Consider the following 22,927-nt stretch of genomic DNA (forward strand, 5'->3'; position numbering starts at 1 on the left):
AGCGGAGTCGGCCATCAACGACAACAAGGAACTCTTGAAACTGTTAACCCGTATCATCAACTCAACTAAACAAGGAATGGACACATGACCGCTGTCAATTACCAATTGTCCACTGAATACCGTGAAATTGGCTGTTTTTTCTTAGATTTTCACGATTATGTTGACAAAAGAGTGAAAGATTTTATACTGTAGCTATGGCAAAAATCTTACATGTTTTTAATTCAATCAATCGCTTGAGAGAGCGGTATTATGTTGCGGCGGTCGGTAAACAATCGCTTTTGGATTTATTGAGCGAAGCGGAGGTTGCCGAGCAGGTGTATAACTCTAACGCCATCGAGAACAGCACCCTCACCCTTGAAGAAACTGAAAAAATCCTTTTGCAGATACATTTAGACAGATACATCACGGAAAGAGAAATCTTTGAAGCAAAAAATCTCGCACGGGTAGTTTCTTACATCAATATCAAGGCCAAAGAACAAGAGCTTACCCTTGAGGTTATGCTATCGCTTCACAAGATGCTTATAGCGAATATCAGGGATGATATCGCCGGCAGATTTCGCAAGGACGGTGAGTGGGTCAGGGTTGCAAACCACATAGCGCCAGACCCAAAAGAAGTGGCAGGAAGATTGGAAAAAATGCTTGCCGGATATAACGCCGCCAGCCATGAAAATATTATAAAACGTATTGCGCGGCTGCATCTTACCTTTGAACACACCCACCCGTTTGTTGATGGCAATGGCCGTATCGGAAGGGTAATAAATAACTATTTGCTTATACGGGAAGGCTTTGTGCCGATGAATATTAAATTCATTGACAGGAAGATGTATTACGAGGCGTTTAAGGAGTTTGACGAAAAAGGCACTGCCAAAATCATGGAGGAAATAGTCGGCAAAGCGCTTACGAATAGTTATCACAAGAGACTTGCGTATCTGGAAGGAGCACACATTATGACGCTTGCTGAATATGCAAAAAAGCATAAAGTATCGCACTCTAATTTGATAAATAAAGCACATCGCCAAACTATAGAAGCCTTTTTTGAAAAAGGCGTTTGGAAGATTGGAGATTACAAACCATGAACGAAGCGGAACACCCCTATTCAAAGATAAAAGCCATTATCAAGCAGGGCAAAGGGTTGACCGTTGAGTTCAAGGAGTGTAATACCGCCCTCAACAAAGATATTTACGAGACGGTGTGCGCCTTCCTGAACCGCTTCGGCGGCGAGCTTCTGCTTGGCGTTAGAGATGACGGCGTGATAACCGGTATAGTCCCTGAGTGCCTCCACCAGATCAAAAATGATTTTACGACAGCCGTCAATAATCCACAGAAAATCAGCCCGTCGTTTTATCTCTCAATGGATGAGGCCGTAATCGACGGGAAAACCATTCTCTCCATTTACATCCCCGAAAGCTCCCAGGTTCACCGCTGTAACGGGAAAATATACGACCGGAATGAAGACGGTGATTTCAATATCACGGACAACCACAACCTTGTATCCGCACTTTACCTGCGAAAGCAGATCGGCTACTCAGAAAACACTATTTACCCATATACTGAACTTGCCGATCTGCGGCCTGATGTTATAGCAAGAGTTCGAAAAATGGCTTTGCTCCAGTCGGAAAACCACCCATGGGGCGCTATGAGTGACCTTGACCTTTTGAGAAGCGTTCAGTTGTATAGGAAGGATTTTCAAACCGGGAAAGACGGTTTTACGCTTGCCGCAATACTGCTCTTTGGAAAAGACGAGACCATTCTATCGGTAGTGCCGCATTTCAGAATCGATGCCATTCTGAGACGGGACAACATCGACCGTTATGACGACCGTGACGATATCCGCACGAATCTCATCGAAAGTTATGACCGCCTGCTACGATTTGGAGAGAAACATCTGAACGATCCGTTTTATCTGGAAAATGGCCAGAGGATAAGCCTGCGCGGCCATATTTTACGGGAAGTAATCAGCAATATCCTTATCCACCGCGAGTATGCCAATGCGTTTCCAGCGAAGTTCGTCATTGATAGAGAAAAACTTTTCACGGAGAACAGCAATAAACCTCACGGGTATGGCATGATTGATCCGTCACATTTTACGCCCTATCCAAAAAATCCTTCTATTGCGCGATTATTCAGGGAAATTGGACGGGCGGATGAGCTTGGGTCTGGTGTTAGGAATCTGTTTAAGTATTGCAAGGCCTATTGCGGCCACGATCCGCAACTCATAGAACAGGATATTTTCAAATTCATCCTGCCGCTTACCGGGGAAGCTACCCCTCAAGCTACCCCCCAAGCTACAGGGGAAGACGAACGGACAAAAAAAATAATGAATTACTGTCTTAACCCAAGAACAAGAGAGGAAATACAGGAGTTTACCGGTTACAAAGACAGAAAACATTTTCGTTTAGAAATCTTACAGCCGCTTCTTGATAAGGGCTTGCTGCACCCGACTATACCCGATAAACTGACAAGCCCGAAACAGAAGTATTACTCTGCAAAGAAACGAGAGAACCTATGAACGAAGCGGAAACCAGAGCGGAACTGATTGACCCGAAGCTCAAAGAAAGCGGCCGGGGCGTGGTGGACGGGTCAAAAATATTGCGTGAATACAATATCACTGCCGGCAAAATCCAGACCGGCGGCGGGCGTGCCAAGCCGTTGATTGCCGATTATGTGCTGGTGTATCAGGGGCGCAAACTGGCCGTTGTCGAAGCCAAGAGCGATGAGTTTGTCGTGGGCAAAGGGTGGCGCAGGCCAAGAACTACGCCGAAAAGTTAAAATTGGATACTACCTTTGCCAGCAACGGTAAAGAGATTTATCAAATCTGCATGAAAACCGGCGGAGAAGGTTTGGTTGCTGGTTTTCCCGCACCGGATGAACTCTGGAATAAAACCTTCGCCACGCAAAATCGGTGGCGGGACAAGTTTAATCAGGTGCCGTTTGAGGATGTGGGCGGCACGAAGAGTGTGCGCTACTACCAGGAAATCGCGGTCAACAATACCATGGCCGCTATTGCCGAAGATAAACAGCGTATTTTGCTCACCATGGCGACAGGTACCGGAAAAACCTTTATTGTCTTTCAGATTGCGTGGAAGCTGTTTCAGACTCGCTGGAACTTAAAGCGCGACGGTTCGCGCAGGCCGCGGATTTTGTTTTTGGCTGATAGAAATATTTTGGCGGATCAGGCGTTTAACGCATTTTCCGTTTTCCCTGAAGATGCGTTGGTGCGGATTAACCCTAAAGAAATCAGCAAAAAAGGCGGTGTGCCCACCAACGGCAGCATTTTCTTTACCATCTTCCAGACCTTCATGAGCGGGGGTTCGACAGGCTCAGGGCAGGCTCCTTCGGCAGGCTCACCACATCGACCTGTCGAAGGGTGTTTTGGCGAATATCCTCCAAACTATTTTGATTTCATTATCATCGACGAGTGCCATCGCGGCGGGGCGAACAACGAAGGCAACTGGCGCGGCATCATGGAATACTTTTCTCCTGCGGTTCAGCTTGGTTTAGCCGCAACGCCCAAACGCGAAGATAATGCGGATACCTACAAATATTTCGGAGAGCCGGTGTATATCTATTCGCTCAAAGAGGGCATCAACGACGGCTTTCTGACGCTGTTCAAGGTAAAGCGGATCAAGACCACGCTGGACGATTATATTTATACCTCGGATGATCAGATTATTGAAGGTGAAATAGAAGAAGGCAAAATTTACACAGAACCAGACTTTAATAAGATTATCGAGATTAAAGAGCACGAAGCCAGGTGGGTGCAAATATTTCTCTCGGAAATCAATCAGAACGAAAAGGCTATTGTTTTCTGCGCTACCCAGGACCATGCGCTGGCAGTGCGCGATTTGGTCAATCAATTCAAAAAGAGCAAGGAACCAAATTACTGCGCCCGTGTTACCGCCAATGATGGCGCGATGGGTAAACAGTATTTGCGCGAGTTTCAGGATAATGAAAAGACTATCCCGACTATTCTGACTACCTCGCAAAAGCTATCTACCGGTGTGGATGCCTGTAATATCCGCAATATTATCCTCATGCGTCCGGTCGATTCTATGATCGAGTTTAAGCAGATTGTGGGGCGCGGCACACGGCTATTTGATGGGAAAGAGTTTTTCACAATCTATGATTTTGTCGATGCCTACCATCATTTTGCCGACCCTGAATGGGATGGCGAGCCTGTTGTTGATGATTCCTGCCCTAAGTGCGGCTACAGTCCGTGTACCTGTGTAAAAAAACCGCAGGGACATTGTCCGGAATGTGGTGAACGGCCTTGTATCTGTATAAAAGAACCGACCGAACCCTGTTCTGTTTGTGGAAATGCCCCATGCATCTGTAACAGGAAACAAAAGGTAAAAATCAAACTGCGCGATGGTAAGGAGCGCGAAATTCAGCATATGATAGCCACTTCATTTTGGAGCGCCGAGGGAAGGCCGATCTCTGCAGAAGAGTTTTTACAGAATATGTTTGGAAAGCTGCCGGTTTCAAAGAGGTCAATTGTTCCGAACTATTACGTATATTTTATCTATTTCAATCCAGTTTCTTCTTTAAATCCGCACATTACATTCATATTTTGTACTGCCTGGCCTGCGGCGCCCTTGATTAAATTATCGATGGCAGAAAGAATCACTATCCTTTTTTCTGTTACCTTTACCGCAATATCGCAGAAGTTTGTGTGGCTTACGTCTTTTGTTTTCGGCAGGGTGTTGTTTTCTTTTAAGCGGATAAAGGGTTCTTTTTGATAAAATTCCCTATAGATATTCAATGCTGCCTCATCGTTCAGAGCTGAAGCGCCTGTCCTTATTTTGGGGTTGCAGTAAATAGTGCATAATATGCCTCTGTTCATGGGGATGAGGTGGGGAACAAACTGGATGGATACGGATTTGCCGGTTTGGGTGGATAGTATATGTTCTATTTCAGGACTGTGGCGATGGCCGCCCACAGCGTATGCCTCGGTATTTTCGTTGCATTCGCAGTAGTGTGTGTCTTCCCGTGCTTCTCGTCCTTTCCCGGAAACGCCCGACTTTGCATCCACAATGATATCATCGGGTTCTATAAGACCTTTCGCAAGCAATGGCGCTAATGCCAGTATGGTTGCGGTAGTGTAGCATCCAGGATTTGCCGTTAATTGAGTATTTTTAATTTTATCGCGAAAAAGCTCCGGCAGGCCGTAGACGGCTTTTGTTATGCCGGTGCTATCGGTATGCCGGGCCTTATACCATTTTTCATACAACGCGCTATCCTGAAACCGGTAATCAGCACTGAAGTCTATTGCCTTTATTCCTTTCTGAATAAAATGCGGCACATATTTCATTGAAATCGTGGGCGGCAGGGTAATAAAGGCAACATCCAGGTTATCAGGGACTTCTTTTTCCTGAATACTATTGCAAGGCAATTCGATTTGACCTTGCAATGAAGGAAATATATCGGAAATTTTAGGACGGTCTGTTCTCCTCACACCGAGAAAGGAAATTTTCACTTCCGGATGGCGAAGAAGGATTTTGATGAGTTCAAGGCTGGTGTAAGCAGTAGCACCAATAATTCCAATGTTTAACATAGCTGTATCTCCCTGCAAGAACGAAAACAGTCATTGGCATTGGTCAACCGCCAACCGCCAACTGCCGATTGCTGACTGTGGATTGTGGATTGTGGACTGTAGATTGCCTATGCCTGTTTTTAAGTATTATTCGCTCCATAAAGAATAGACTTCCTCAAATCCTGCTAATAAACTTTATCCTTTTTTTGGCTCTTCTGCGCCGAAAACAATTGGCAGCATTTCATCTACCCTTTCTACAAATGCGAAATTCAATCTTTTTTTTGCATTTTCAGGAACTTCGGTTAAATCTTTCTCATTTCTCTTCGGTAAGACAACCGTTGTAATCCCTGCCCTCTTGGCTGCCAGTACCTTTTCTTTTATGCCTCCAACGGGTAGAACCCTTCCGCGCAGCGTGATTTCGCCCGTCATTGCCACATTAGAGAGGATTGGCGTCCCTTTCAAAAGTGAGATAAGCGCCATAGCCATTGTTACTCCGGCAGAAGGTCCGTCTTTTGGAATAGCTCCCGCAGGAACATGAATGTGAAAGTCGTATTTATCAAAATCCTTAAATGAAATCTTCAGGCTTTCGAGTTTTGACCTGATATAGCTCATTGCTGCCTGGGCAGATTCTTTCATAATATCCCCTAAACATCCGGTCAGGGTGAGTTTCCCAGTGCCTGGCATAAAAGTCGCCTCAATAAAAAGTATGTCTCCGCCGGCCTGCGTCCACGCGAGACCGGTGGCAACTCCGGCGTCAGTGGTTCGTTCCGCCGCCTCAGAGAAAAACTTGATTGGCCCTAGAAGCGTATTTAATTGTTCCGCATTTATGGTTACCGACGTCTCTTCTCCGGAAGCGATTTTCTTCGCCGTTTTCCTGCAAAGGTGTGCGATTTCACGCTCCAGGTTTCTCAATCCTGCCTCCCGTGTGTAATCAGTGATTACCATCTTTATTGCATCGTCTGTAATCGTTAGCTGCTCCTCCTTGAGGCCGTGGGCTTTTAGCTGCTTGGGAAGGATGAATTTTTTCACGATGGATATTTTTTCTTCCGCAGTATATCCTGAAAGTTCCAACACCTCCATACGATCTTTCAGTGCAGGCGGTACCGTATCTAATATGTTTGCGGTGGTGATAAACATTACATTTGAAAGGTCAAACGCTACGTCGAGATAATGGTCGGAAAAGGCATGGTTTTGTTCAGGGTCAAGCACTTCCAGCAAGGCGGCTGAGGGGTCTCCGCGGAAATCAGCGCCAAGTTTGTCAATTTCGTCCAGCATGAATACCGGATTGTTTGATTCCGCCTTTTTCAGTCCCTGTATGATCCTGCCCGGCAATGCACCGATATATGTGCGCCTGTGACCCCTTATCTCCGCCTCGTCTCTTACTCCGCCCAGGGACATACGGACAAATTTCCTGCCCATCGAACGTGCAATTGACATCCCAACAGAGGTTTTCCCTGTGCCGGGCGGTCCGACAAAGCACAAGATCGGCCCCTTCATATCATCCTTGAGTTTCCTTACCGCAAGATATTCAAGGATCCGTTCCTTTAATTTTTCTAAATCGTAGTGATCTTCATCCAATATTGTGCTTGCCGTTTTAATATCCAGTTGGTCTTTTGTAGAAACCGACCATGGAAGGGCAATCAACAGATCCAGGTATGTCCTTGAAACCGTATATTCCGCCGAAGCAGAATGCATTTTTGCAAGCCGTTCAAGCTCTCGTTCGGCCTCTTTTTTTGCTTCGGCAGGCATTTTGGCATTTTCGATTTTTTCCTTTAATTCTTTTATCTCCATTGAACGTTCGTCGCCTTCGCCCAGTTCATCCTGAATCGCCTTTAGCTGCTGCCTCAGATAATATTCCTTCTGTCCCTTTTCCATTTCGTTCCTTACCTGAGACTGGATTTTTGTAGCCATTTCCAGGACTTCCAATTCGCTGGCAATCAGTGTAGTAACTTTTTGCAAACGCAATTTTACGTTTGCCAGTTCAAGCACCTTTTGTTTTTCCGCCACGCTAACATTTAAATGCGAAGTAATAAGATCCGCTAAACGGCTGGGATTTTCAATATTAACGACAGCTATCTTCAATTCTTCGGGCAGTGATGGCATCATGGAGATCATGTGCGCAAATTGGTCCGCCGCATTTCTTGCCAGTGCCTCTGTCTCTCTATCGTCTTCAATGATATCTTCGATAGCGCTGATTTTTGCTTTAAAATAAGGATCGGATTGAACGTATTCCCCGATTTTTACCCTGCGAAGTCCCTGGACAAGCATTTTTGCAGAATTATCGGGCATGCGCAGCATTTGAAGAACGACAGCCGCCGTGGCGCACTCATAGATATCGGATTGTTTTAGCACTTTAATATCTTTATCTTTCTGCGCGGTCAGGGTCAGGAATCGGTTCCCGGCTAAAACATCGTTCAGGAGTTTAATATCCCTATCGGTATAAACGCTTAACGCCGCGACCATTCCCGGGAATACAACGGTGTCTTTCACTGGAAGCACAGGGGTTTCATGTGGTATTTTTATTCTTTCTATTTTGTCCTGTACTTCTTCTTCAACCGTAAGTACAGGATGCTCCTGGTCTTCGCCATGGTTATTATTTTCGCTATTTGTCATGTTGTGTATTGTTTCCTCTCCGGCAATACAGGGAATGGTTAAAGGTTAATTTTTATGGCAAATGCTTCCGGCTCTTTTTGCTGAATTTTTGGCAGGATTATTTGTAAAAAACCTTCCTTGTATGAGGCTTTTATATTATTTGTATCAACTGGTTTGGGCATATAAAATGCTCTTTCAAAATATCCATACCTGATTTCTACCTGATAGAAACATATCTTTTCGTGAGGTGAGTCGTCAGTTCTGTGACCAGTTATCGTAAGGGTGTCTTTTGAAAAAGAAACCTGCACATTGTGCGGTTTAGTGCCAGGAATGGCCATTTTTACAATAATGTCTTCAGGTGTTTCGTAAATATCTGCCTGGGGTTTCCAGGGAGACATTGAATCGAAAGAATATTCTTTCCCGGCAAAAGAAAAAAATTCGCTTAAGATTTGTTCTATCTTATTTTGTTTTGCATCGGCTTTGTAATAAGTGTCGTTATCATTTGAAATCATTTTAGAATGAAACCTCCAGGTCAAAAGGAAAACGATGTCAATATAACAATTTTCATTTTCAAGTACAAGAGAATTTGCAGCATAAGCATCTGCAAAGAAATAATGATAAAACTGGCATTAGCGCCAAATTCTGCCGAAATAAAAAACCCCGCAAAAGCGGGGTTTTTTGTGATGGCGGTAAAAACGTAAAAAAATTAATACATATCTCCATAACCACCATAGCCGCCGCCAGGAGGCATTGGAGGGGTCTTCTTTTTCTCCGGTATCTTGCCTATTATGGCGTCTGTTGTAAGCAGCAAAGTGGAAACGCTCGCTGCATTTTGCAGTGCGGTTCTCACCACTTTCGTCGGATCAATGATGCCTTCGCTCACCATATTGCAATACCGGTTTGCCCCCGCATCATAGCCTTCATTTCCTTTCGCATTTTCAACATTCTGTACGACAATTGCAGCGCTAACCCCTGCATTCGCTGCGATTTGTCTTAATGGCGCCCTTAAAGCCCTCTGAAGGATATCAACGCCTATTTTTTCATCGCCTGTAAGGGCAAGATCATTCAGGGGGGAAATAGACCTGAGAAGTGATACGCCTCCGCCGGGAAGGATGCCTTCTTCAACGGCAGCTCGGGTTGCATGGAGTGCATCTTCAACACGCGCCTTCTTTTCCTTCATTTCACTTTCCGTTGCCGCGCCTACATTGATCATTACCACGCCGCCAGCCATCTTGGCAAGCCTCTCCTGAAGCTTTTCCCTGTCGTAATCCGATGTGGTAGTCGAGATTTCCCTTTTTATCTGTTCAATACGATCCTTGATTTTTTTGCTTTCACCGGCGCCCTCGATGATGATTGTATTTTCCTTGTCGATTTCTATCTTCTTTGCGCGGCCAAGGTCGCTTAATTCTAACGTTTCAAGGTTAATACCCAAATCTTCAAAAACAGCCTGGCCGCCGGTAAGGACAGCGATGTCTTCCAGCATCGCCTTGCGTTTATCACCAAAACCCGGCGCCTTAACTGCAGCGCATTTCAGCGACCCACGAAGCTTGTTCACAACAAGCAAGGTCAAGGCTTCGCCTTCTATCTCTTCGGCAATAATCAAAAGAGGTTTGCCTGTTTGAGAAATTTTCTCCAATATCGGCACCAGCATCTTGGTGGTGGTTATCTTTTTCTCATGAATAAGCAGGTAAGGGTCTTCCAGAACACATTGCATCGTGTTAGGATTCGTGACGAAATAAGGAGAGAGATATCCTTTGTCAAACTGCAATCCTTCAATCCATTTCGCTTCAGTTTGCAAACTTTTGCCTTCCTCTACCGTAATCACGCCATCTTTGCCGACCTTATCCATAGCGTCGGCGATAATTTTACCGATTTCAGCATCGTAATTAGAGGCTACCGTGGCAATCTGCTCAACCTCTTTTCTTCCCTTTACCGGAATACTCATCTGCCGCAGCTTGTCCACTACACACTGAACGGCCTTGTCTATGCCGCGCTTCAACGCCATTACGTTGGCTCCAGCAGTAACATTCTTAAGCCCTTCTACAAATATTGCCTCTGCAAGCACCGTAGCTGTGGTTGTTCCGTCACCGGCAACATCGCTCGTTTTTGCGGCAACGGACTTTACCATTTGCGCACCGATGTTTTGCATGTGGTCGGGCAAGTCTATTTCTTTCGCAACAGTTACCCCGTCCTTCGTAATCGTTGGCGAACCAAAACTTTTTTGAATAATAACATTACGTCCCCTCGGTCCCAACGTTACCTTTACCGCATCTGCTAATTGTTTTACGCCAATCTTGATTGCCTCCAGCGCGTCGTGATCATAAATAATTTTTTTTGCCGACATAACAAAGTTTCCTCCAAATGTATGTACTGCTGACTTTAATAAATCTTTTAACGGCTGAATTAACGGAGCAAACAGTATGCCGAACAATGCCTGCCACCCCTCAGTTGACTTCTTTTTCCCCTGCAAATTAACTTATTTAATCACAATAGGATATGTGAAAAGTTTTTTGCACAAAAAAATCTTTACGGATTACATAAACAAAAGTATGCCATTGTGGCAGTGCTTTGCTTAAAACCACCCTTTTAGATGTGTCAATATGACAGTATTACATGGTAGGCGAATGGTATTCGGCGGACGAGCAGGCTTTGCACGAAACCTACCGGCAAAAACAGTCGGCAGTCGGCAATCCACAGTCTACAATTTGCCGATTGCCTGCTGTAAGTACTTTCCATTCTAATGATGGACGACGGATGATAGATGATGGACGATGTTCGTCCTTCGTCCATCGCCCAAAGTTGGGTCGGGATAGGACACTTCATGTATTTTAAGAATTAATCAGGGAGTGTCCCTCTATTTTCAGGTGATCAATTATGTACCAATTCTTTCTCTATTGCTGTTTGAACAAGCTGATTTAATGACAAGCCTTTTTGAATAGCTCTCTCGGCTGCTTTTCTGTGCATCTCTGGCGGTATACGAACATTAAAACTTCCCCTATATGACTTTATAGGCACTTTACCCATTTCTCTGCAAAGAGCAGCATAATCATCCGCCGCATTGTGAAATGCCTTTACTAGTTCTTCTACACTATGACCCTCAAAGATTACAAGGTCATCTATACCCTCGATTTTCCCATGAAAAACTTTATCCTCTGCGCTGAAATGCACAGTTCCCGTGAAACCTTTGTACGTTAAAACATCCTTCATTGTATTAACCCCTTATTTCTTAATGCTTCTTCTATATAATCCAATTGATATCTCTTAAGCTCAACTCCCGGATGTGGTTTATGCAATCTTATAATATGCCTTGTTTCCGGATTAATAAAGGTTACCCCCGACCCGGTAGTTTTGCCTGACTTTGCCTTTTCATAACCAAATCCAGCCAGAAGACTTTTAAGATCATCATAGGTGAAATCCTTTGGCTTTGATAAGAAACGCCTCAATAATTTCTCAGCCTTACTCATGCTATAAATATAACAGCAAAATAAAAATGTGCAACTGTAATATAGTTGCTATTCCTGTTTTCTCTTATTGCGTAGCACTTTAATTTTTTGAAAAAGATATTCACGTATGCATGGTATTAACAGATCTGTCTAGGATTCTCATTCCTGTTGACTGGTCGAACCAATGAACCGCATCCGGGGAAAATGCCAGGCCAACAAGGTCGCCAGCCGAGACCGTTGATTCGGTATTTTTTACTGACCAAAGTATATCCGGGGAGATCCTCACATGGCATACTGATTCATGCCCAAGGTATTCAATATGTTCCACAATGCTTTTAATGGCGTTTTTAAAATCCGGCGAAACGCATTGCAATTTTTCAGGACGTATCCCCAGAATAACCTGCGGCGTATTTGCCGGGGGAACCGGGGATTCAAGGATTGTTTCCCCTAAGGCAAAAGAACTTGCCGTGATTAGCCGCACCTCTGCAAAATTCATGGCCGGAGCGCCAACAAACCCAGCGATGAAGGTGTTTTGAGGCGCATTGTATATTTCATAAGGAGTCCCTATCTGTTGCAGATGCCCCTTATCCATAACAGCAATCCGGTCTCCCAGTGTGAGCGCCTCGGTTTGATCATGGGTAACGTAGACGGTGGTAACATTCCGTTGTTTTTGAAGTTTTTTTAATTCCCCCCTCGCTGAAATTCTTAGGCGTGCGTCAAGGTTGCTCAAAGGTTCGTCCATTAAAAATACCTGCGGATTTCTCACGAGCGCCCTTGCCAGTGCAACCCGCTGTTTTTCGCCGCCGGAAAGTTCTTTTGGATACTTTTGCAATAAGTTGTTTATTCCCAGCATCCTGGCGGTATTTTCCACGTTTTCATTTAGATCCTTTGCCTTTCGTATCCTGAGAGGAAATGCAATATTGTCAAATATTTTCATATGCGGATATAAGGCATAGTTCTGAAACACCAGGGCAATGTCCCTTTTGCCGGGAGGCACAGTATTTACAAGGTTATCATTAAAATAAATATCTCCCGAAGAGGGAGTCTCCAGCCCCGCGATCATATTTAATGTCGTGGTCTTTCCGCTCCCGCTCGATCCGAGTACTACAAGGAATTCACCGTCTTGTATCTCCATGTTCAGGCAATTCACCGCAGCGGTGTGTTTGTAATATTTTGTAATATTTCTTAAGTGAATTCTCATTCTTTCACCGCTCCGGAAATAATGCCCTGTACGATATACCTTTGAAAGGCAAGTAAAAAAATAAGGAGCGGAACGGTAACAATCACTGAAGCTGCGGCAATATCTCCCCACGGAACCTCATATGTGCCCTGGAACAGGGCAATGCCTACAGAAGCGAGCCTGGAGGATTCGTCAAGGGTAAAAGTAAGGGCAAACAGAAACTCATTCCAGCAAAAAATAAAGGTTAGAATTGCTGTGGAAATCAGCCCCGGCAATGCAATTGGCGCAATAACGTACCTAAGCGCCTGAAAATGGGTACAGCCGTCAATGAGAGAGGCGTTATCCATTTCGATGGGTATTTTATCAATATATTTTATCATAAGAAATAGCGCCAATGGAAAGTTGTGGGCGCTGTAGGCACAAATAAGCGAAACGGGTAAATTTATCCACCCCAGGGTGTAAAAAAGTTTATACAGGGCGGCAACAAGACAGATCGACGGAAGGGTAAACAAAACAACAATCATAAACAATATCGCCGTTTTCCCTCTGAACGAAAAACGCGAAACACTGTAGGCGGCGAGCAATGCACATGGTATGGCTACGCATACGGTAGAAAGCGAGACCATGAAACTATTGAACAAATAATACGGGAAATGGCTTTTAAAGAGGACGTTTTTGTAAGAGTCAAGGACATACGTTTCAGGGAAAACGGGAGGCAATTGCATAATCTCTGAAGGGGGTTTGAAGGAGGTTAATACAATCCATGCAAACGGGCCTATGCTCCAACAGACCGCCATGAGGGTAAATAGAAAAAAAAGGCATCTTTTTCGCATTTTATAAAGGATGTTATCCGCCTTGCCTACACATTTAAGAAAGCAGGGGCGAGGCACTTGCCCGTTTGGGCATGAGCACATTTATGACAATTTACGGCAAGTGCCTCGCCCCTGCTTTGCGATTATTGGAATTTTTCAAAAACTAAAATGTTACCTATAAAAATAAAGATACGTAATCGGGTTTTTTGGGCCTTAATCGTGACCGTTATAAGACACAAGGAAGGTAAAATTATATACAATACGCATATTTATGAGAAGAAAAAAAGACGGCATTTGAACAGTGTAAAGGGTGTCTGGCAGATACTTTCTATTGAAAAGCCCTAGTGTGTACTTTATAATCGATTCATTAATATTTGCAACAGTTTTCCGATAACCAAAAATGGAAACATGTTGTAATCATTAAAAATCGCATATCTTTGATAAGAAACAGGTGCTCAGGTTGCAAGGAATTAATAACAAGTACACAATACTTAATTTAGCAATAAAGGATTTGGGGTTAAGCGCCTTCACAAACTTCATCGGTATTAATCTGCGTTTTTTTACGGAAAATACCCTAAACGCATTTATCTTTTTTAATATTATCCAGGCGGATGACCCCGCAAACAGGTATGATATACATACCCCAAGCCCCCCCGATATAGCCGGAGATGCAGCAACCATAATTACCCTTACTATCGCGTACCTTTTTTTTACGTCCTATAACGTAAGAAATGCGCTCAACGTCACAATCCGCAATAATAATAAAATGGATGCGCAGTACATTAAAGCGGTCAAACATTTAGAAGCGTGTTACCGATGGGTAAAAAACTTTTTTTTGGTAACCGTGGCAGGTTTTGGAGTATATCTTTTTTCGAAATATGTATTGTCAACGGGAATCGACGTGGTCTTTGTTGAAGGCAATGCTATTTCAAATATTTTAGGCATCGTAAGCTGTCTTCTCCAAATCTGTTACCCCTTTATCTTTGTTTATGTATATTGTAAATATGTATTCGCAAATACGGCTATTGCCCTGTTGTTCTATACTTTTTTCTTTATAAGGAATCTTTTTGCGACGGGTTTGCTGGGATTTGTTACTTATTATGATCTGCATGTAGTTGCCCCTTTTTTAGATTGGCTGACGATTCTTATACTATTATATTCCATAGGCTGCATAATGCTGCATCATCGCGCCTCTAAATTGTTTCATAAAATTGAATTTAAGGGATGACAGGTTTACAACCTGAACCCATAGTTTTATGTTTAGGAATTTCAATATTTTCAGTTAAATAATGAACAAACCCACCCCTCAATCCCCTCCCAAGAGAGGACTTATAAAATTCCCCTCTTGAGAGGGGTCGGAGGTGGGTAAAAATGAATGCCGTTGGGTTTTTGGCTTTTCAAACCTTAGCCTAACGTAACCATAGGAGGTATTTTTCAGTTGAAAACCTTAAAAAAGTACATCATTAAAGTTGTTGTATGCGTAGCAATGTGTTTGCTGTGGACGTCACTGTGTATACAGGCACAGGACCAAACCGTTGCCGTTGAGAAAAAAGCAGATGAGATTAAACTAGCGGGACAGCGTACGACAATAAAAAACGAAGATCTTGAAAAGGCGAAAAATAGACTCGAAGAAATAAAGGTCAGCGCAGAAAAGACTATTGCTGAAAATGAAACGGCAATTTTGAAATTGCAAAGCGATCGGGAATCAACATCTTCCTACCTTAAAAAATTAACGGAAGAAAAAAATACCTATCCGGCAGAAGAACCGCATGTGAAATATTTGGAATTGTTAGACAAAGAGATCGGCATCCTAAAAGAAAAAATTGACGCGGGCAATGAGCAATTAGAAGAGTGCGAGGATCTCATCGCAGCACTTCAGCATCAGGTAAAGACATATGCAAATTACGTTTCATTATTAACCTCGGCGTTAAAGTTAAATGAAACAATTGCAGCAACCCCTGCCGACCAGGCGGCGCTTGTCAGACAGGAAGCTGAGATTGCAAAGGGATATATCAAAGCGGCGCAGGCAAGCATGAAAGAAAAAGAATCATTAATTGCCATTGCTACAAAAGAATTGGAGGATTACAGGCTTAAAGCGCCCGTTATCATGCAAGGGCTTGTTAAGGTGCTGGAGTCATTGAAGGCGGATACTGCCGGCAGTAAATTGGAAAGTCTGGTGCAGGAAAAGATAAACAATGTTTTGTTCTGGCAAAAGGAGGTAAGCAATCTATGGATTTCAATATTAAAAAAAAGACTGACGATAGCAAAAATTCAATATGATGAAGCAATTCAGGCGCTAAAGTCTGCAGAATTCAACGCGGAGTTATTGGCAGAAAAAGCCGGCCTTTTGGAGGAAAAGCAGAAAACAGAAGAATTGAAAAGAAAACAGGAAGAGCTGGCGTACGCAAAAAAGGTTGAAGAAGTTACAAAAAAGGCTGCGGAGGTCACCCGGGCAGAGACGGAAAAAACCATACAGGAGGCTGCTAAGAAAGGAGAAGAAATTGTTCAGGAGCAAATGATAACCACCTCCCCAGAAAAAAAGAGGGTGCTGGAATTAGAGGCGGAAGTCTACAAACAGAACGGTATGGTGGCAAAAATGAAGGACGCACTTATTACGGAAGGCGCACAGCGATATAAAGGGCGTACCGAACTTAAAAAATTACAGGCAGACATTGGCGTTTTTCTGAGTAAGGGCGCCACGGCAAAAGATATCGAGGAAATGGAAAAGAAGGTCGCTGCGGAGGAAAAGCGTTATTCAGAGGCGGTCAATTCAGTAAAAAGCCTTATTGTTTCCTTAGATCAGGTGAAGAAACTCCTTTCTGATAAACTTGCCCTTTCCAGCGAAGAGATGTCAAATATTAAAAAGGAAGTTTCCTCTTTTGCCGATAAGGAATTGGCGCAGCAGGCAATTAATCATGTGGAACAAAGAATCAAGGCGCAGGAAGAACAGTTCTCTCTTGTTCTGGAAAGAGTAAATATTTTATATGAACGTCTGGAAATAAGGGAATATGGCATGTCAGTGCTTTCAAATGTCAAAGAAAAATTACAACAGATGAAAGCGGCAAACATATGGAAAAGGGATGAAGTGCAGATAACCACCCAAACCTTTGACGTAATTTACCTTGATGTTATAAACCTTCCTTCAGGTATTCATGCTCTTCTTGAAACAGCAAAGAGCCATATGAAAAACGCAGCGGCATATATTACTCTTGAGAAAAATACGGTTCGTTTCTGGTTAAGATGCCTTGGATTGGCGTCACTCATAGCATTATTTTATTTTTCCAACCGGTATATACGCCGATGGAGCACAGACACCCTGCAACAGTTGCATGAATCAATAACCTTTACCTATTTTAAATCGCGGTTGCTCCCCAGCCTGCTTGTAATACTGGATAAGAGTATTACTGTGCTCTGGGTGGCGGTCCTTTGCATATTGATACGCGCGTTATTCCCTGTAAAAATACCGTCAACAACTTCAGCGATGTATATACTATTATATATTTCTCTTTATACGGCGCTGAAAGGTTTTCTTGTGGAGTCTTTCGGTCCGGAAAAGGGACACAGGAAACTCGTTGTTTCACTCGCCTACATATCACCAAAGCATATTTACAAGTCATTAAGCATCATTTTGCTCTTTTCCCTCATTTCCTTGTCTTTTATTACGGTACTTACCGTATTTCAGTACAAAAGAGACGTTATTGACCTGTTCTGGTTCATCTATCGAATAGGAATGCTGCTCCTGCTTTTGTGGCTTGCAACCCAAAAATCCCTGTTTTTCAAATTGTTGCCTGGAAAGAACAGCCAGTTGGGAAGGCTCATTCAGCGTATTATTGGCATTATTTACCCGGTGTTTGTGGTGTTTGTCGTCTCTCTTTTTGCGATACGCAGTCTGGGATATCCTATATTGACGTATGTACTGCTGAAAACATGTATAAAAAGTATAGTTGCCGCAATTATCGCTCTATGGATAGCGAAATTCCTGCTTTACCGGATAAGCAGAATGAGAGAAAGACTTTTTGCGGCGAGAAAAATAGAAAAGAACACCCCCGAAGAAAAGAAATTTAATGCGGCGACTGCGGCTTACGGTATCTCATTAAACTACGTCGCCTCCATTGTTTGTGCGATAGTTATTGTACGGATATGGATGGGAACCTTCCGGGATGCAGTGGATTCTCCCGCCGCGCCCTATCTTATTCAGAAGATTTTTGCACAGGTAGGCATAATTTTCAGGAGCATTGGCAATGGCCTGTTGTACCGTTTCGTAATGCAGGAGGGAAGGTACACAACGCCGCTGAGAATTATCTTTGCAATACTCGTATTGGTTGCGTTTTTCTTCCTTGCGCGTTATATAAAAAAATTGATGGAAGAAAGGGTGTTTTCCAGGCTGGGAATGGAACGAGGGCTTAAGCATTCGTTCTCCAACCTTATCCGATATTTTATCGTAGCCATCGCCGTGCTTATCGGGTTCAATCTGGCGGGAATACCTTTACGCAGCCTTGCCTTCTTTGCCGGCGCATTTGGCATCGGGATCGGATTCGGCATGCAAAACATCATAAGTAATTTTGTCAGCGGTATCATACTTTTACTTGAACGACCAATGCGTGTGGGCGACGTGGTAATCCTTGACGACGGGACATTAGGCACTATTGAAAAAATCAGCACCCGAAGCACCACAATGATCACCCCGGACAATTTTGTTTTAACCATACCCAACTCAAAGTTCGTTGAAGGCAGGGTGACAAATTGGTCATTGCCTGATTCCGTGATGCGGGGCAGTGTTCAGGTGGGGGTTGCTTATGGGTCTGATGTCGCCCTCGTAAAAAAATGCCTCTTAGAAATTGCCGCACAAAATCAGAATGTAAAGAAATTCCCTGAACCTTATGTACGGTTTGATGATTTTGGCGATAGCTCGCTTGTCTTTAAATTATTCTATTGGGCGGATGACCCCGGAAAACGATGGTTTGCCATGAGCGAGATGCGTTTTAGCATCGATGAAGTATTTCGCAAAAATAAAATAGAAATTGCATTTCCCCAAAGAGATATTCATATTCGTTCCTATGTGCCATTCCCCGGCAGCAACACGGTGCATGAAAACAACAAACGGGAAGAAACACAGGAAAAACCGCAGAATACCTGATGGAATGCTAAGGAATTTCAATGCGTAGAGGCGAAGCATCTGCTATAAACGGTTACGACTCGTTCCTCATCCGATATCTAAGTCCACTAAGTTCCCGGCGCGGCCTCTGGCCGCAACCAAATTCGAAATACAAAACAAATTCAAATGATAAAAAACCCAATGCTACAAACTTTACGTAAGCCCCATCTAATCCATTCTTTACAGTTCTGCATTTTGAAAAACCAGCATTAAAAACAAAAGGTTGATGGATAGTCGTCTGTCGTGCGATGCGGTTCGTCGCAATACAAATGACAATTTCCAGTTTCAAAAGGCTAAACTGTTGTATATTTTCTGATGTTCAATTTAACTACAAGAATAAAAATATTTGAAATCTTACTCATTTTTGGTTTAATGCTACCGCAGATTGAAAAAGCATTTTCCTGTCATCTCTACTTTACACCTCTCTTCTCACATCACACCATTCGGAAGTAGGCGGAGAATTTGAAAGAATCAAATATGAATCGTAATTTTGAAAAAAACGAATGTGGAAACATTATCGCGGCGTTTCTGTTTTTCATCTTTCTTCTTGCAGGCATTTCCGGGACACTTTTTGCTGCCGGTACGGAAACGGCACATCAGTGGGAAACGCCTCAAAAACCGGTTTCTCAAACATCCAACGGTGGTATTGATACTTCGGTATTAGATATGCATTCCTCTGAAGTTCTCTGGCTTGAAAGCGAAGGGGTAGCCATTGCCACGAGACATGAAACACCCGTGAGCAAGGCGCCGGGAATTGTTACCGTAATAACGGCTGAAGAAATCAAACACCTGGGCTACCGCACCTTTGCGGAAATCTTAAGGACCGTGCCTGGATTTGAAATCCTTAAGTTGCCTGATTTTGGCGACGTGGTGCCGGCTGTGCGTGGCCTTGAGGCCGCAAACAAGGTAAGGCTGATGCTTGATGGACACTTTGTAAACAGTCCCCTGAAGGGGAGTTCCTTTAACGCTTTTGATGACTTCCCGGTGCAAAATATAAAGAAGATAGAAATTATTCGAGGGCCTGGATCCGCAGTGTACGGAGAAAATGCATTCCTGGCCGTCATCAATATCATCACTAAGGATGCAGGCGATATCGACGGCGCCAGAATAAGCAGCGGCTACGGGAGTTTTAACACATACGAGGAGAATGTTATATTCGGCAAGAAATACGGGAAGGTTGACATCTCCGGCATGCTTCATTACCGGTCAACGGATGGTTTTAGCGGTACGTTAGAGAGAGACGTGCAGACAACGCTCGATGAAGTTTTTGGCACTTCGGCATCAAATACGCCTGGAAATGTGCATGATAAACGGCAGGAATTCGCAATGAATCTCAAAGTTGAGTACGATAACCTGTGGTTTCATGGATGGTATAACAATAAAAACAGGGAAACCTTTGTCGGTCCCCAATACGTGTTGAGCAATGATTCCGATATAGAAAACAATTATGTTTTCGGCGAAATAGGATACAAAAAGATTTTTGACGGGGGACTTACCATAAAGCCAAGAATTTATTATGACCAATTCGATATCAGGCCTGAAATTGAAGCATACCCGGAAGGCTCGGTACTCGCCTTTGACACAAACAAGGACGGCGTCTACGACACCACGGTATCATTTCCTGATGGTTTTATTGGCATTGGCAGTGAGATTGAAAGGATAGCAGGGGCGGAAGTGCCCTTTGATTATGAGTTATTTGATAAAAACATCCTCACCGTAGGACTGGAATATCGTTGGGTGAATCAGGGAAACGTCCGCTATCAAAGCAACTTTAATCCTGCAACCTACGAAGTCTTTGACGCAGTACAAAATCTTTCAGATACCTACCCGTATCTGAAAGAGGCGACCCGCCGGATATTGTCCGTATATTTACAGGATACCTGGGACTTGACAGACACCCTGAACTTAACGCTGGGGGTGCGCCATGACCAGTACAGCGATTTTGGCGGGGCAACCAGTCCACGCACCGGCCTGACCTGGGCGTTTATGAAAAACGCCTCGCTGAAACTCCTGTACGGAGAGGCATTCCGCGCGCCGGATTTTATGGAAATGTACATCCAAAACAATCCGGCACTTCAGGGAAACGAAGACCTCGACCCTGAAATTATCAAGACCTATGAAGCGGGATTGAGTTATAGATTTAACAAATATGTTACGGGCGGTTTAAATTATTTTTACAACGATATACAGGACTTTATCGTCAAGCGGCCGTTAACTCCCGGCAGCACCACCTTACGTTACGAAAATTATGGAGACGGGCACGTGCATGGAGTCGAAATGGAAACGAATGTGGATATTGGCGGAGGCAACTACCTGTTTATGAATTATTCGTTTCAGGATCCTAATGATGACAACGGCAACGATTTGCCATACGTCGCCCGGCACAAGGGCAACTTTGGGGTAAACGTGCGTTACTGGAAATATATAAACACCAACGTAAACACATTTGTCAGTGGAAGGCGGTCGAGGGAGGCTGATGACGCAAGGGATGACATGCCTTCATATGCATTGCTGAATCTTTCCGTAATTGGCAAGGAATTTTTCAGGACGATGGAAATACAGGGCACGGTGTTTAACCTGCTCGACAAGGATTACAATGACCCGGGGACTGCATCCATGTCAAGCGACCTTCCCCGTCCCGGGAGGTCGTTTTTTATTGGATTAAGTTATCAATTTTAGCTCCAGGGAACCGGATGGGTATGCATACACAGGGACAGGAATTGGTTCACGCCGCATCGCACCTTTCAATCGCCTTTATTGGCAACATTTCAAAGCAGATAGCACCCGTTTTCGTTTTTTTTCTGGCATTGTTTGCTGCCGTAATGTTAGGGGCTATTCCAAATGCAAATGGGAGCGGATACCGCGCCGTTATCGTGAAAAGCCTGGATATTCCGGCATATAATGACGTTGCCAAAGGTTTTAAAAAGCAGTGCCGTCATTACGGTATATCTCTCATGGCAACGTACGATTTAAAAGGAGACATTGAAGAAGGAAAACGGGACATCCAAATTATACAGGAACTCAAACCTGAGCCGGATATCATCATCACCATAGGAGTCCTTGCAACAACGCTCGCAAGAAAACACATCAGCAATATACCCCTGCTGTTTTGCGCCGTTATTAATCATGAACTGCTGGATTTGAGCGGCGAAAATATCTACGGCATCTCTTCCAGCGTGCCTTTCGAAGAACAATTTGCTGTAGTGAATAAGATGTTTCAGTCGCAAAAAACGATCGGGATAATATATGACCCGGCAAAAACCGAAAAGATTGTGTCAGAACTAACGTCTTTAGACGGCAGGCACGGCTACAAGTTTATTACCAGAAAGGTTACTTCCGGAAATGCCATCAAACCCGCGCTTGACGATTTCCGTAAGAAAATTGACGTTTTGTGGGTAGTGCCGGACGATACCGTGATTTCAAAGGAGTCAATCGGCATATTTCAGGATGCGGTAACGGAAAACCGCCTGCCCATATTTTGTACTTCGAGTGCGCTTGTCAGGACCGGTGCGCTGGTCTCTATCTCCCCGGATTATTATTCGATGGGTGAACAGGCGGCAAAAATGGCGCAGGAGTTATTGCATGACCCCTCACAAAATTCGCCGCGCTGTATGAAACCGGAAAAATTGACAATCACGATCAATGCCAGGACAGCGGAAATGCTGAAAATAGATATATCGCAGTTTTTTTCATTACCCGACGTGGTGATATACAAGTAATCTAAAAATGAGTAACACTTTGGTTTTTAAAAAAAGCGTATTACCGATAAGCTCCGTAGTAGCAACCTGTTTGTAGATAGGATATCATAACAGATCGTAGAGACAGGTTTGAAACCTGTCTCTATAATCAGGAGCGGCCTGTCTTCCTGTCAATCATATACAGGCCGCTCCTGCGGAGCTATTTACCTGTTGAATTTTATTGTGCTACAAACAGACCGCCTCTAAAGGGGCTACATTGTTTTTTATGTCCCCTTGGATTTTTCAAATAACTAAGGTGCTATGAATTATTTGATCAAAAACAACCCCCCCCTTTTTTCCCCTTTATTAAGGGGGACTTTTGCGGCCGTTTGCTTAACTTAATGACATTGGTTTGCAACCTGAACCCGCCGGGAATGTTTGCCGCACGGTATAGGGGCGAAGTATTTGCTATAACTGGTATAATGCGTTCATGCCCAAACACGCAAATGCTTCGCCCCTACGGTTTCAAAATATT

The 22,927-nt window shown here is 43.8% G+C and carries 14 protein-coding genes and 1 pseudogene; 7 read left to right on the forward strand and 8 right to left on the reverse strand.

Features of this window, described 5'->3' with window-relative positions; genetic code table 11:
• Window positions 1-194 precede the first annotated feature (194 nt).
• The 3 genes and pseudogenes from KSMBR1_RS09240 to hsdR all read left to right on the forward strand — a co-directional run.
• Complete coding sequence (locus tag KSMBR1_RS09240; RefSeq protein ID WP_099325067.1) at window positions 195-1,076, forward strand: Fic family protein; 882 nt, start codon at window positions 195-197, stop codon at window positions 1,074-1,076.
• Window positions 1,073-2,509, forward strand: a complete 1,437-nt coding sequence (locus KSMBR1_RS09245; protein ID WP_099325068.1) for an RNA-binding domain-containing protein — start codon at window positions 1,073-1,075, stop codon at window positions 2,507-2,509. Before KSMBR1_RS09240 ends, KSMBR1_RS09245 begins: the two co-directional genes overlap by 4 nt.
• Window positions 2,506-4,478, forward strand: a pseudogene (hsdR, locus tag KSMBR1_RS23380) (EcoAI/FtnUII family type I restriction enzme subunit R); the annotation flags it as partial. The gene KSMBR1_RS09245 and the pseudogene hsdR, both read left to right, overlap by 4 nt.
• A gap of 44 nt (window positions 4,479-4,522) precedes the next feature.
• Here the strand turns inward: hsdR and argC are convergent.
• From argC to KSMBR1_RS09295, 8 genes are all read right to left on the reverse strand, one after another.
• On the reverse strand, window positions 4,523-5,554 hold the full coding sequence (argC, locus tag KSMBR1_RS22445; RefSeq protein WP_099325069.1) for an N-acetyl-gamma-glutamyl-phosphate reductase: 1,032 nt from the start codon (window positions 5,552-5,554) through the stop codon (window positions 4,523-4,525).
• Window positions 5,555-5,728: 174 nt separating this feature from the next.
• Window positions 5,729-8,146, reverse strand: coding sequence for an endopeptidase La (gene lon / locus KSMBR1_RS09260; RefSeq protein ID WP_099325070.1), 2,418 nt, complete (start codon window positions 8,144-8,146; stop codon window positions 5,729-5,731).
• Between the two features lie 38 nt (window positions 8,147-8,184).
• Window positions 8,185-8,637 carry an Hsp20/alpha crystallin family protein gene (locus KSMBR1_RS09265; protein WP_099325071.1) on the reverse strand — a complete coding sequence of 151 codons (453 nt, stop codon included), beginning with the start codon at window positions 8,635-8,637 and terminating at the stop codon, window positions 8,185-8,187.
• Window positions 8,638-8,831: 194 nt separating this feature from the next.
• Window positions 8,832-10,469 carry a chaperonin GroEL gene (gene groL / locus KSMBR1_RS09275; RefSeq protein WP_099327020.1) on the reverse strand — a complete coding sequence of 546 codons (1,638 nt, stop codon included), beginning with the start codon at window positions 10,467-10,469 and terminating at the stop codon, window positions 8,832-8,834.
• Window positions 10,470-10,993: 524 nt separating this feature from the next.
• Window positions 10,994-11,332 (reverse strand): type II toxin-antitoxin system HicB family antitoxin, encoded by a 339-nt coding sequence (locus tag KSMBR1_RS09280; protein ID WP_099325073.1) that lies wholly within the window; start codon window positions 11,330-11,332, stop codon window positions 10,994-10,996.
• Window positions 11,329-11,589 carry a type II toxin-antitoxin system HicA family toxin gene (locus KSMBR1_RS09285; protein WP_099325074.1) on the reverse strand — a complete coding sequence of 87 codons (261 nt, stop codon included), beginning with the start codon at window positions 11,587-11,589 and terminating at the stop codon, window positions 11,329-11,331. The genes KSMBR1_RS09280 and KSMBR1_RS09285 overlap by 4 nt, the downstream gene beginning before the upstream one ends.
• A 100-nt stretch (window positions 11,590-11,689) precedes the next feature.
• Window positions 11,690-12,769 carry an ABC transporter ATP-binding protein gene (locus KSMBR1_RS09290; protein ID WP_099325075.1) on the reverse strand — a complete coding sequence of 360 codons (1,080 nt, stop codon included), beginning with the start codon at window positions 12,767-12,769 and terminating at the stop codon, window positions 11,690-11,692.
• Complete coding sequence (locus tag KSMBR1_RS09295) at window positions 12,766-13,473, reverse strand: carbohydrate ABC transporter permease (RefSeq protein WP_157820503.1); 708 nt, start codon at window positions 13,471-13,473, stop codon at window positions 12,766-12,768. Before KSMBR1_RS09295 ends, KSMBR1_RS09290 begins: the two co-directional genes overlap by 4 nt.
• 538 nt (window positions 13,474-14,011) lie before the next feature.
• Here KSMBR1_RS09295 and KSMBR1_RS09300 point away from each other — a divergent pair.
• The 4 genes from KSMBR1_RS09300 to KSMBR1_RS09315 all read left to right on the forward strand — a co-directional run bounded on the left by KSMBR1_RS09300 (window position 14,012) and on the right by KSMBR1_RS09315 (window position 22,434).
• Window positions 14,012-14,788 (forward strand): hypothetical protein, encoded by a 777-nt coding sequence (locus KSMBR1_RS09300; RefSeq protein ID WP_099325077.1) that lies wholly within the window; start codon window positions 14,012-14,014, stop codon window positions 14,786-14,788.
• A 210-nt stretch (window positions 14,789-14,998) separates the two neighbouring features.
• Window positions 14,999-18,697 carry a mechanosensitive ion channel family protein gene (locus tag KSMBR1_RS09305; RefSeq protein ID WP_099325078.1) on the forward strand — a complete coding sequence of 1,233 codons (3,699 nt, stop codon included), beginning with the start codon at window positions 14,999-15,001 and terminating at the stop codon, window positions 18,695-18,697.
• A 480-nt stretch (window positions 18,698-19,177) separates the two neighbouring features.
• Entirely contained in the window at window positions 19,178-21,394 is a 2,217-nt protein-coding gene (locus KSMBR1_RS09310; RefSeq protein WP_164994385.1) for a TonB-dependent receptor plug domain-containing protein, read from the forward strand.
• 14 nt (window positions 21,395-21,408) lie between these two features.
• Complete coding sequence (locus KSMBR1_RS09315) at window positions 21,409-22,434, forward strand: ABC transporter substrate-binding protein (protein ID WP_099325080.1); 1,026 nt, start codon at window positions 21,409-21,411, stop codon at window positions 22,432-22,434.
• The last annotated feature ends 493 nt before the right edge of the window (window positions 22,435-22,927 follow it).

The organism is Candidatus Kuenenia stuttgartiensis, from assembly GCF_900232105.1.
GTDB classification, from domain to species: Bacteria; Planctomycetota; Brocadiia; order Brocadiales; family Brocadiaceae; genus Kuenenia; species Kuenenia stuttgartiensis_A.